General features: G+C 40.0%; 10 protein-coding genes. 8 read left to right on the top strand and 2 right to left on the bottom strand.

The genetic code is table 11. From position 1 onward, the window contains the following. The first annotated feature begins 149 nt into the window (after positions 1-149). From EP1_RS12640 to EP1_RS12625, 4 genes are all read left to right on the top strand, one after another. A complete protein-coding gene (locus EP1_RS12640; protein ID WP_067628056.1) occupies positions 150-854 on the top strand; it encodes a winged helix-turn-helix domain-containing protein in 705 nt (234 codons plus the stop codon). Positions 855-1,026: 172 nt separating this feature from the next. Beyond that, complete coding sequence (locus EP1_RS12635) at positions 1,027-2,193, top strand: glycoside hydrolase family 3 protein (RefSeq protein WP_067628053.1); 1,167 nt, start codon at positions 1,027-1,029, stop codon at positions 2,191-2,193. A 197-nt stretch (positions 2,194-2,390) separates the two neighbouring features. Then, positions 2,391-3,620, top strand: a complete 1,230-nt coding sequence (locus EP1_RS12630) for an MFS transporter (protein ID WP_067628050.1) — start codon at positions 2,391-2,393, stop codon at positions 3,618-3,620. A 195-nt stretch (positions 3,621-3,815) separates the two neighbouring features. Beyond that, positions 3,816-4,253, top strand: coding sequence for an SLATT domain-containing protein (locus EP1_RS12625; protein WP_067628047.1), 438 nt, complete (start codon positions 3,816-3,818; stop codon positions 4,251-4,253). A gap of 134 nt (positions 4,254-4,387) precedes the next feature. Here EP1_RS12625 and EP1_RS12620 read toward each other — a convergent pair whose 3' ends face one another. After that, positions 4,388-6,145 (bottom strand): ABC transporter ATP-binding protein, encoded by a 1,758-nt coding sequence (locus EP1_RS12620; protein ID WP_067628043.1) that lies wholly within the window; start codon positions 6,143-6,145, stop codon positions 4,388-4,390. Beyond that, entirely contained in the window at positions 6,142-7,866 is a 1,725-nt protein-coding gene (locus tag EP1_RS12615) for an ABC transporter ATP-binding protein (RefSeq protein ID WP_067628040.1), read from the bottom strand. The genes EP1_RS12620 and EP1_RS12615 overlap by 4 nt, the downstream gene beginning before the upstream one ends. A gap of 217 nt (positions 7,867-8,083) precedes the next feature. Here EP1_RS12615 and EP1_RS12610 point away from each other — a divergent pair, with 217 nt between their 5' ends. The 4 genes from EP1_RS12610 to EP1_RS12595 all read left to right on the top strand — a co-directional run bounded on the left by EP1_RS12610 (position 8,084) and on the right by EP1_RS12595 (position 12,407). Next, the gene (locus EP1_RS12610; RefSeq protein WP_067628037.1) at positions 8,084-8,869 is read left to right on the top strand and encodes a putative ABC transporter permease; all 786 of its coding nucleotides are present in this window, start codon (positions 8,084-8,086) and stop codon (positions 8,867-8,869) included. 191 nt (positions 8,870-9,060) lie between these two features. After that, positions 9,061-10,269 carry a 3D domain-containing protein gene (locus EP1_RS12605; protein ID WP_083507555.1) on the top strand — a complete coding sequence of 403 codons (1,209 nt, stop codon included), beginning with the start codon at positions 9,061-9,063 and terminating at the stop codon, positions 10,267-10,269. Positions 10,270-10,791: 522 nt separating this feature from the next. After that, on the top strand, positions 10,792-11,217 hold the full coding sequence (gene spx, locus EP1_RS12600; protein WP_067628034.1) for a transcriptional regulator Spx: 426 nt from the start codon (positions 10,792-10,794) through the stop codon (positions 11,215-11,217). Positions 11,218-11,492: 275 nt separating this feature from the next. Next, positions 11,493-12,407, top strand: a complete 915-nt coding sequence (locus EP1_RS12595) for an LCP family glycopolymer transferase (RefSeq protein ID WP_167540762.1) — start codon at positions 11,493-11,495, stop codon at positions 12,405-12,407. Positions 12,408-12,496 lie beyond the last annotated feature (89 nt).

Raw genomic sequence — 12,496 nt, 5'->3', positions numbered from 1 at the left:
TTTTTTTTGTTTAAAATTAAAAAAAACAAAAAAAGTTCAGTATGTTCATAATTTTAGTTAGTATCATCTAAAAAAAGAACTTTTATTTGCTTAGATTTAAGTTATATTCTATTCATACGCATTATTGAGTAAAGAATGAGGGCATATGAATGTTTCGAGTTTTAGTTTTGACAAAAAATATTTTAGCAGAAGAAATGATTACAAATAAATTGCAACATTTGAATTATGAGGTTTTTTGTTCTACAAGTGTGTTGGATGAGATGCAAAAAAATCTGGAAGTTCCCGGATTAGTTGATCACTTTCCGATCGTTATCATCGGTGAGACCATCTCTAGCTATGAGATGGAAAGACTGATGCTGAAACTGACAGATCGTGGTCAAAGCATTTTCCGAGAAGTTGATCATTCGCTTAGCGAGGATGAACGAGCCCGTTTGAAAGAGCAAGGATTGGCTGGTGCCGTACAGAGTAGTGATTCAGTAGAATTGCTACGGGAACAGCTGGCCGGAGTAGCAGAGAAATTTCAAGGAAAAAGGTTGGAGTCGGTGGCTACTAAAAATTGTTCTGCTGTCGAGAGGAATCAAGGGCTTTCGATGATTACCTTGATCAACCTATCTTCACTTGAACTGCAAGTTTTGGAGAGATTACGTAACCAGCCGGGAGAGATTGTTTCTCGCGATGAGCTATGTCGGGCGTTGTGGGGCAATGTTTCCCAATCGCGTTTAGCCCAGCTTTCTTCGTTGGTGAAGAATATCAAGTTGAAGCTGGAAACGCTTGAAGCGGATCAAGAAGTTATTCAGACTATTTGGGGCAAAGGTTATCGCGTTCAGAAAGATACAACCATCCAAAATAAGTGAACGAAGTGTTGAGAAGAGCTAAAAGGCCTTTTCTCAACATTTTTTTGTGGAAAAATTTGAAAATCTGCTTTCCTTTCACCAGCTATGCTAAAATGAACTGTAAATCTAACTGGCGGCCAAAAACGTTAGCCGCTTGCATAGCAGAACTAATTTCATGAAGGAGTGAATAGATTTGAAAAAGAGGATGTTAGTCAGTCTGATATTTCTTTCGGCAATGGTTATATTGACTGCTTGCGGAAGTTCTAGCAATAAAGCGACAAATTCTAGCGAAGGTACTAAGACTAGTGAATCACCAAAAAAAGAAACACAGTCGACGAAAGCACAAGCTGATCTGACAGCAAAAGAAAAGGCTAATAAAACCATGAAAAAAATGACGCTGGAAGAAAAAGTCGGACAATTATTTATGGTGCGTGTCCCCGAGCAGAATCAAGTGGAGGACATTAAAAATTATCACTTAGGGGGCTACCTGCTTTTTGACCGGGATATGGAAGGGAAAGGGCAAAGTGAGATCAAACAAACGATTGCAAGTTATCAGGCGGCCAGCAAGACACCAATGTTTATCGGTGCAGATGAAGAAGGCGGAACGGTTAGTCGCTTGAGTCGCAATCAAATTGTCTCACCGGCCTTTGAAAGCCCGCAAACTTCTTATCAGAAAGATGGCTGGAAGGGGATCACCCAAGAGATTGACCGTAAAGCGCAAGTCTTTAAGGAATTAGGCATTCAACTAGGAATGTTTCCTGATGCCGATGTTTCTACCGATCCGCAGTCCTTTATTTATGATCGAACGATTGGAATGGACGCGGCTGGAACTAGTCGATATGTAAAACTTAGCGTGGAAGAAATGAAGAAACAAAAAATTGGTTCGACCTTGAAGCATTTTCCAGGTTACGGCAATAATCGGGACTCGCATGTGGAGATTGTAACAGATGATCGAGCAATGGCTGAATTACAAAAAAATGACTTCTTGCCTTTTGAAGCAGGGATTAAAGCTGGAGCAGATAGTATCATGGTCTCTCATAATATTGTCCAAGCGATTGATGGTGATCGTCCGGCCTCCATCTCAAAACCGGTCCATGATGTTATTCGGAATGAACTAGGATTTGACGGGGTGGTCATGACGGATGATATGGACATGGCCGGCCTTGCTAACTTCACTTCTCAAGAAGAAGCTGGTCTCCAGGCGTTACAAGCCGGTAATGATCTGATCCTGTCTTCTAGTTATAGCTCACAGATTCCTTATATTTTGGATGCTATCCAAAAAGGTGAATACAGTGAAAAACAATTGGATCAGTCAGTGGAACGCTTGTTGAGATGGAAAGCAGAATTAGGCTTGATTTAAGCTAACATAGAAAAAAGTCAAATCAGTGAGTTGAATAATAGCTGATTTGACTTTTTTTGGCTATAATAATGGGTACTTATAGTATGAGGAGGTTTTTTTATGTGTGCTTCAATGCGTTTGAAAAGTGAACGAATCGCCAAATAAATCAACGTTTGACGAACTGCTTGTTTGTTCAAACGACAAACAAAGGAGCAATTATGGAAAAACAACAATGGAGAAAAAAATATTTAACGATTTTATCTGGTCAGACGATCTCTTTGATTGGAAGTTCTGCTGTTCAGTTTGCTTTGATCTGGTGGCTGACTAATGAATCAAAGTCGGCAATCATGCTGTCGTTAGCAGGATTGTCTGCTTATTTGCCGCAACTGTTTTTAGGACCTTTTGTGGGTGTCTGGTTAGATCGCTTGAACCGAAAATATGTCGTGATCGTTGCCGATTTATTCATGGGTGTAGTGGCTCTGATTTTATCGCTGTGGTTTTTATGGGGGGATCCTGGTTATTTGGTCGTTATCGCGGCCTTGTTCTTGCGCTCATTAGCCAATGTCTTCCATACGCCCTCGATCCAATCGATTGTCCCTCTGCTAGTTCCTGAGGAAGAATTAGTCAAAGCCAATAGTTGGAATCAATTTCTACAATCAGGAGCTTTCATGCTTGGTCCAGTAATAGGTGCCGCGATGCTTGCGGCAATGCCTTTATGGCTGATTTTATTGACGGACTTACTTGGTGCGCTGGCCGCTTGTTTGTCACTAGCAATCGTTGAAGTTCCAACTATTCCTCGCAGTAAAGAGAGCATGCAACATTACTTACAAGAATTAAAAGATGGCATTAACGTCTTTAAAGAAGATCAGCCGCTGTTAGTCGTGATGTTCTTTTCCTTTTTTATTATGATCTTTTTCTTGCCCTTGGGGATCCTCTTTCCACTGATGACCAATGTTTATTTTGAATTATCCGCTTGGTTTGCTAGCGTAGTGGAGTTTTCTTATGCAGTCGGAATGATGGTCAGTGCTTTTTTAATCGGCATGAAAAAGGAATGGCCAGAAAAGCTGTTAGCTGCTCAACTCGCTAATGTCGGTTTAGCGATCACTTTTATCGGCAGTGGGTTAGCACCAGCGAATCTCACCGGTTATTGGCTCTTTGTCTTTTTCTGTATTTTAATGGGGGGCGTGGGAAACTTGTACAATATTCCGTTTACCGCCTATTTACAAGAAACCGTTGCACCAGAAAAATTAGGGCGGGTCTTTTCGCTATTTGGCAGTGTGATGTCTGGCGCGATGCCGATCGGGTTATTATTAGCGGGACCATTATCGGATAAGTTTGGGATCGCTACTTGGTTTTTGATTTCGGGGATCTTAACGCTAGTTTTTAGTTTGCTGTGTCTCGTGTTTTATCGTCGGGCCAAATTAAAAAAAGTCAATCAAAAAAAGTAGTTCGAATCCAAGGTAAAAAGATCCCTATAAAGCAGCGTGGAAATCTTTATTTTTCCGATTCTACATGATTGGGAGGCTAATACTTTTATCCTTAGATTTCGGATTTGAAAATATTTTCTAACATTTTTTAACTCAATATTAGTGATGCGTGATAAAATAATTTGGCAACTTACTAAATGATCAAGGGTGAGATAGATGGATAATAATAATGTGGCTACTAAAGTTGAAGAATATTCAAGACTTAGAATATTAGAACCACTAGCTCATATCAGCAAACGAGTTCGTCGATTAAAATTCGTAACATTTTCCAGCAGCTTTTTTAAATTAATTTTTTCAGCATCCATTCCGGTCTTAGTACCGCTGGTTCCCAATAATCCTCACTTACTGACTTTGATTGCTGTTATCAGTGCGATGGTCTCGATTGTTCAAGGAATCAATACACTAACTGATTATGAATCAAAAATCGCTGTTTTGACAAAGTTCAAGAATGATTTAGAAAAAGAATGGGTGCTCTTTCAAACAGGGACGGGAACTTATTCAAAAGAAGCGGAAGAAAACTTTCATTTATTGGTTAAAAATGTTGAAAACTTATACGACAGTCATGTTCAAGGACTGCTAGATTCTTCGAATTAGCATAAAAGTCAATGTTATAGATATGTAAAAGAGGTGTGACAATATTTTGTCACACCTCCTTCTTTTTAATAAGTGGTTAATTTCTCAGCGTATTTTGATGGGAGCAGTGGGTTCAACCTTCATTAGCAAATACATCAACTCTGTGAAAACTGGGCCTGATACAATTTTTTGTAGTAACCATCTTTGTTCAGTAATTCTTGATGATTGCCGATTTCGACGATTTGTCCATGGTCTAGTACAAGGATCTGATCGGCGTTTTGGATCGTTGACAAACGGTGGGCAATCACAAAACTAGTATGATCTTCCATCATTGCTAAAAAGGCCTTTTGAATCTTTTGTTCGGTCAAGGTATCCACGGAGCTGGTTGCTTCATCAAGGATCAGCATCGCCGGGCGACTGATCATGGTCCGGGCGATCGTAAGTAATTGCCGTTGACCATCAGAAAGCTTGATACCTGCTTCACCGACGATCGTATCTAGTTTGTCCGGCAAACGCATCACGAAATCATACATATAAGCATCCTTCAAGGCGGCATAGATTTCTTCATCGGTCGCTGATTTACGGCCGTAGCGCAGATTGGCTCGCAAACTGCTGTCCATCAACCACGTTTCTTGCAAGACCATGCCGAATTGTTGCCGCAAACTATCACGCGTAAAATGACGGATATCAGTCCCATCGATCAAGATCTTGCCTTGATCAACTTCGTAAAAACGCATCAGAAGATTGACTAAAGTCGATTTTCCGGCACCGGTTTTTCCGACGATAGCAATTGTTTCGCCCGGTTCAACCGTTAAATTAAAATCTTCAATCAATGGTTGATCTTTCTGATAAGCGAAACTCACATGATCGAAAACGACGTTTCCTTTGGCATCAGTTAAGGTGATTGCGTAAGGATCATCCGCTTGTTCAACAGGTTCCTTCAATAATTCGAAGGAGCGGTCCAGCCCGGCAATCGCCGTTTGAATCTGAATCGTGATTCCAGAAAGTTCAATAAACGGCTTCGTAAACTGGCTAGAATAGATCGTAAAGCTGGAGATGATTCCAATCGTTACTCCGCTGTCGGTCTTTAGAGAGAGCAAACCACCGACAAACCCCACCATCAAATATGCTAGATGATCGACAAAGCGTGACGAAGGGTTCGTTAGGGAAGAAGCAAATTGGGCTTTTTGTCCTCTGAGATAAAGTTCGTGGTTCAAGGCTTCAAAATTCGTTTGGTTTTGTTTTTCCCGTTGAAAGGCCTTGACGATTTTTTGATTGCCGACCATTTCGGTGATAAAACCAGAAATCGAACCAACTAATTGCTGCTGACTAGTAAAGTATTGCTGTGACGTACGAGCAACGATATACGTAATTAAAAAGATGATTGGGGTTGCCACCAACACGACGAACGTCAGCAACGGACTGAGATACAGCATAAAGACTAAGGCGACTAAGACGACAGTCATGCCAGAAAAGACCTGATTGAAGACTGCTGAGATAGCCGTAGAGATATTGTCCATGTCATTGGTGAAACGGCTGACGATATCCCCTTTTGAACTTTGATCGTAATAACTTAATGGTAATTTGTTCATATGAGTAAAGGTCTCTTCCCGCAGCTTAGCTACAGAATCGAAAGCGACTATATTGCCTAAACGTTGAATAAAATACTGACTGACGACCGTTACTAAGAAAATCCCCACAAACAATTGCAGAATCTGGAAGAGTCTCGTAAAGTCAACGGCACCTTGACTGACCATCTGATCGACCGCCACCCCGATGTAATAGGTCATTAAAACGGAAGTGATCCCACTGGCGATACCTAAAACGATTGCGGCAATCAATTCTTTCGGATAAGCTGTCAGATAAGGAAGAAATAATTTTAACGAGCGAAAGAAATTCTTTTGTTTAATCATTCCGCTACACCGCCTTCCGCTTGTGAGTGAACCAGCTCTTGGTAAAGTGGCGAATTTTTCAATAAAGCCGCATGATTGCCTTGGGCCGCGATTTTCCCATTCTCCATCAAAAGAATCGTTTCAGCCTCTTGGATTGATCGCAGGCGTTGAGAAATAATGATCACGCCACAATCAAGGTCGCGTTTTAAAGCTTGCCGCAACTCTAGATCGGTTTGATAATCTAAGGCCGATAAGGAATCATCTAGGATTAATAGTTTTGGTTTTCGGATCAAGGCGCGAGCAATCGTCAACCGTTGCCGTTGTCCACCGGAGAAGTTTTTACCGTTTTCTAAAATCGGGGTATCTAAGCCTTTTGGTAAGTTTTCGACAAATTCGCTAGCTTGGGCGATTCTTAGGGCTTGCCAGCATTCCTGATCCGTTGCGTTTGGTTTGCCCCATTGAAGATTTTCCCGAATCGTTCCGCTGAATAAAACCGCAGTTTGGGGAACTAGCGCAATCTCTGAGCGCAGTTTATCTAATGACCAATCTTTGACATTGGTCCCTGCGAAATTAATGGTTCCTTTAGATGCGTCATAAAAACGTGGGATCAAACTAATCAAGGTAGATTTCCCACTACCGGTTGCACCAGTGATCCCTAGGATTTTATTTTCTTCTAACGTGAAACTGATATTTTGTAAAGCTAGCCCGGATTTTTCTGTATAACGAAAGTCAACGGCATTAAAAGCAAGTAACGGTGCGTGCTCGTCAATTTGCTGGTTGGTACCGTTAGCTGTCAAGGTTGGCTCTGTTGCAAAAACTTCGTTGATTCGATTGGCCGAAGCGGCGGCTCGCGTAAAAAGAACCACTAAATTGGAAACGACAATCAAGGCGAGCAACATTTGGTTCATGTAATTAATCAAAGCCAAGATCTGTCCTTGTTCCAAATGACCGACATTGACTTTAAAGCCGCCAAAGTACAGCAAAGCAACCACACCGGCGTTCATAATCAAGGTGGTGCTAGGAGACAGCAACGCAGAAATATTGGCAACTCGCTGATTTAAGTGGGAGATTTCTTCAGTTTCTGCATTAAAATGGTCGGTTTCTGTCTTGGTTCGAGCAAAGGCCCGGATCACCCGGACACCGCTTAAATTTTGAGTGACCAATTGATTTAATTGATCCAGCTTCTGCTGGATATTTTTGTATAAAGGTACGGAATAGTGGATGATCAAAAAAAGGATTAAACAGAAAAGCGGTAGTAGAATCAAGAAGATCAGCCCCATTTGCCAGTCAATGTAAAAGGCCATAATGACTGAACCGATACTAAGAAATGGTGCACGAACGACTAAGCGAATCAACATTGCCAGTGCGCCTTGCATTTGGTTGATGTCATTGGTCATGCGGGTGATCAAGGTATCAGTCCCGAAGCGATTCAACTCATTGTGAGAGAAGCTGTTGATTTTTTCCATCAAACGATTGCGTAAGACCGTTCCGAAGCCTTGAGAAGCAATTGAAGCGTAATATTGACAGACTAAAGCGCAGAGTAGTCCAATGATCGAGAGTCCTAGCATGGCGATCGTCATTTCAATCACTTTACTTTGATCGTGTTTCGCGATGCCTTCATCAACTAAACGTGCCATAAACAGCGGTAAAATCAGCTCAAAGACGGCTTCTAAAAATTTGAAAAAAGGACCAAGAATAATTTGCTTACGATAATCTTTGGCATAACGTAAAAGCTGAAACATATAAGTTCCTCCAATATATAAAGTAGCGAATAAAAAATTAGGATCGCTACTATTGTAACTTACTTGTCAAAAAAGATAGAGCGATTCGCCGCTTCTTATCCAACAAGTAAGTGGCTTGTCACTTTTGGCTAAGCTACGAGGAAAAATGGTTCGGCTGGCATTTTTTTATTATTCATGGAATAATTGAAAAAAATATGAGTGTGGCAGGGGAGATAAAATGGAACAAATTTTTACGATAGTAGTGCTTTTATTTTTTTGTTATTCCTTTATTGGCTGGTTGTGGGAAACGTTCTATTGTTCGATCAAGGCGAAACATTTCGTCTATCGCGGTTTTTTGCTAGGTCCGATTACACCGATCTATGGTTTTGGCGTGGTGGGCGTGCTCTATCTGATTGAGCCTTATCAGCAGAATATTGTGTTACTATTTTTTCTGGCGCTGATTTTGGTAACTGCGCTGGAATATCTTACTAGTTTTTTACTAGAAAAGATTTTCCATCTAACCTTATGGGATTACAAAGAGGTGCCATTAAATATCAACGGTCGTGTGGCTGTGCCGGTATCAATCTTTTGGGGCTTGGCCTGTGTTTTTATCGTTCGGGTGTTGAATCCCTATTTAATGACGGTGGTTAGCAGCTGGCAGCAGCGATTTGGAATCTTTTTACCACTGATTTTATTGATGCTGATTAGTTTTGATCTAGGCTTTACTTTGGCTAATTTAGCGTCATTACGTCAAGCATTAAACAAGATGAGTACGACGATTCAAGACAAGAAAGAGCAATTGCAAACCAATCTTGGCGAACTAAAAGAAGCTGCCGAAGAGCGTGTTCAAAACCGTCAATGGTTATCCGAGATCAAAGAACAGCCTGAATGGCGTAAACAGTTGCCAAGGTTGAATTTCCAAGAGCGCCGGTTCTTGAACAGCTTCCCTAATATGAAATCTAAAGAAATTAAGAGCCCATTAACAGAGATTCGCCAGTTATCGAAAGAACTAAGGAAAAAGTAATATTACAAAAAAATGACAACGGATAGTTCCTTTAAAGCTTGAAGGGGCTATCTTTTTTGTCTTTATACACGCAATATAACAAATGTTACCAATATATTTTTTATTGTAACGAAATGTAATCTGACTGAAACATAAAGTCTTCCTTTTTTTCGTATAATAGCGAAGGGTAATTAGAAAGGTGGATTTTTTAAGTGAAAAAGCAAATGTTTGGGGCTGTAGCCACATTATTGTTAGGTGTGAACGTACTTTTACCAGTCTTTGCACAGGCAGAGTCACTAACTGAGTTAGATAAAAAAGAATCTGCGATCGCGCGTCAAAGTGATCAGATCAGCGGAGAATTGCAGTTGGCATTGAATGATGTTAATGCCAAATATCAAGAAGTCAACGAGATTCGGACAAAAATCAGTCAAAATGAAGTGACATTAGCGAAGACAAAGGTCGATATCACGGAGACAGAAGAGAAAATCGAGCAGCGTAAAGCGGCGATTGCAGAGCGCATGAAAGAAGCTCAAATCAGTGGCGTGAGCGATCGTTCTGTCAGCGTATTATTAGAATCAAAAGATCTTGGGGAATTTTTGAACCGGGCCTTTGCGATGTCCGTCATCCAAAATGCCGAAAAAACTAAAGTTGCCAGCCTGGGTGAAGCCAAAGAAAAATTGACTGAACTGAAGGCAATGCAAGAAGATACCCAAAAACAATTAGAACAAGACAGTCAAAGTCTTGAAGTTGAAACAACTAAGCTGGATAGCAAAATGGCTAACCTAAAACAAGAATTAGCAGAAAATAAAACTAGTTTAGAAAAAATCAGCCAAGATAAAGAAGTCGAAAAAGCGCGTCAAGCTGCAGAAAAAGCCCAGAAAGAGCAGGCAGAAAGAGAAGCGAAAGAAGTCGCCGCTGCAAAAGCGGCAGAAGCTGAAAAAGCAGCTCAGTCAGCGAAGGCGCAAGAAAAGGCTCAGGCGGAAAAAGCAGCTTCGCAAGCTTCAACACAAGCATCTAAGGAAGCAGCCAAACCAGCTGAATCTGTTTCAAGCTCACAACAAGAAACTACTCAAACAAGCGAGCAACCAAAACAAGAACCAACTAAACCAGCCGAACCAAGCACACCGACCACATCAGGACGAACCATTGAGATGGAATCGACAGGCTATTCATGTGCTGAATCAGTCAATACCTACTTTACTGCGATGGGAATCGACCTGCGACAAAATCCGCAAGTCGTAGCAGTTGATCCAAGTGTCATCCCATTAGGTTCAATGGTTGAAGTTTCCGGTTACGGTATTGCGATTGCCGGCGATACTGGCGGCGCGATCAAGGGAAATATTATCGATTGCCATTTCCCGACCGTTGAACAATGTATCCAATGGGGACGTCGTTCAGTGACTGTAACGGTAATTAGCTAAGTCAATTAATCAACGATGGATCAGAGAGTATCTTCTCTGGTCTTTTTTTATGTAAAGAAAAGCTCCGGAATCATCTAGTATAGTAGAAAAATAATTTTTATTAGACAGGATGAAAGCAAATAAGTATTGATTATTCTGGACAGGTTCTTCCGGTAAAATAAATACAGGAAAAAGATCTATTTAGTGATATTTCCTGTACAATCATCTTTTGTATTGTGGAAGAAATTATTGAGTAATGAGTGGAAGTCAAAGTCATCAATGTTATAGAACATGATCTTCTTGCACATAAATTTGTCAAATAAGTTCGCTTGAATCAAAGCTTCTCAAGCATATTATAAAATGCTCCGGTTGTTAAAAATACTATTTTTGGTTATAAAAAGGAGACTTTCACACCTTGGAAAGTCTCCTTTTTGCTATTTAATTATCGGATTGGTTTAACAATTATCACAAAATGCTGTATTGTTAGTCTTGTAGAATAACTTGCGTTACTTAAAAATGATAATGCGAAAGGTGAATTGTAAAATGATTAAATTATATACCTCTGCTAGTTGTACTTCATGTCGAAAAGCGAAAGCTTGGTTGAAAGAAAATCAATTGGAGTTCGAGGAAAGAAATATTGTGTCCGAACCGCTAACAAAAGATGAGATTACGGAGCTTCTTTCCATGACGGAAACCGGTACAGAAGAGTTGATTTCAACAAGATCGAAAGTTTACGAAAAACTAAATATCGACTTCGATGAATTAACTTTTAATGAACTAGTTGCTATTATCGAAAAACATCCGAATTTATTAAGAAGACCCATCATTTTTGATGCGACGAGATTTCAAGTTGGATATAATGAAGATGAGATTCACCAATTTATTCCGCGGGAAGTCCGAAAAGTCACTTCGAAAAAAATGGCGAAAGTATTACTCTATTTAGATTTACAGAAAAAAATTCTTGTGTAGATTCTTGAATATAAATGAATCCCTATTTCTTTCTTTTGGTTGTTAAGGAGAAGATAGGGATTGTTTTTTTCAATATAAATAAATTTGTGATCTGAAAGTATAGAAATTTTGATAGCCAAATACGATATGCTGGATCAGTTTTCTATTTAAATAATCAGATGATATAGTTTTTATTGGCAAATTTTGCTACTATTTATTAAAGAACTAAATTGAAATGAAACGAGTTGAACTAAATGTCTGAAAGGAAAAAGCACAAGCGCCAGGGTGTTAAAAAGATGAGTACGTCAAAAAAGGTCTTATTTACTTTGTTAGGAATTTTGATAGCGATCATCTTAGCAATTGTTGGTGTTGGAGCAAAGATGTACCACGATGTAAAATCGACTGCCGATGACGCATATGAAACTGTGAAACGTGAAGGGTCAACGGATAAACGTCAGGTGAATCTATCTGAAAAAGAACCTTTCAGTATTTTGCTTTTAGGAGTGGATACTGGAGCGCTTGGACGAACCGAACAAGGCCGTTCAGATACAATGATGGTAGCAACAGTGAATCCAACGGCGAATCAATCGTTATTGGTCAGTCTGCCTCGAGATACTTATACAGAAATTATTGGACGCAATACTAAGGATAAAATGAACCATGCTTATGCCTTTGGTGGAGCCGCAATGTCGATGGATACGGTAGAAAATTTATTGGGCATTCCAATTAATCACTACATCACGATTAATATGCAAGGAATTGAATCATTAGTTGATGCGGTTGATGGGATCGAAGTGGATAATCCATTTGAATTTACCTATGAAGGGACCACTTTTCCCAAAGGTAAACAAGAATTGGATGGTGAATTAGCACTTAAGTATTCGCGGATGCGGCATGATGATCCCGATGGCGACTATGGTCGGCAAGAACGACAACGTCAAATCATCACCGGTGTAGCTAAGAAAGTGTTAAGTACTCAAGGGCTCACCAATTATCAATCGATCTTGACAACGATGGGTGAGAATGTAAAAACAGATTTAAGCTTCCAAGATATGCGGACATTGATGGAAGACTACCGAGCAGCGTTTGGCAATATCAAAACCGATCAGATGAAAGGTGAAGGCTTCATGCAAGATGGGGTCTCTTATCAACGGATTGACCCTAGTGAATTGAAACGAGTTCAGGATGAATTGAAGGAGCAGTTAAAATAATTATCAGATATACAAGAACAAGACGACTTGATTTAAATCACTATTATTGATTTGGATCAAGTCGTTTATTTTATAACCAATCAATCCGT

The organism is Enterococcus pseudoavium NBRC 100491 (assembly GCF_001544295.1).
Taxonomy (GTDB): Bacteria; Bacillota; Bacilli; order Lactobacillales; family Enterococcaceae; genus Enterococcus_A; species Enterococcus_A pseudoavium.
Note: the sequence above shows the minus strand (reverse complement) of the source record. Positions and strands in the feature narration are given on the sequence as shown.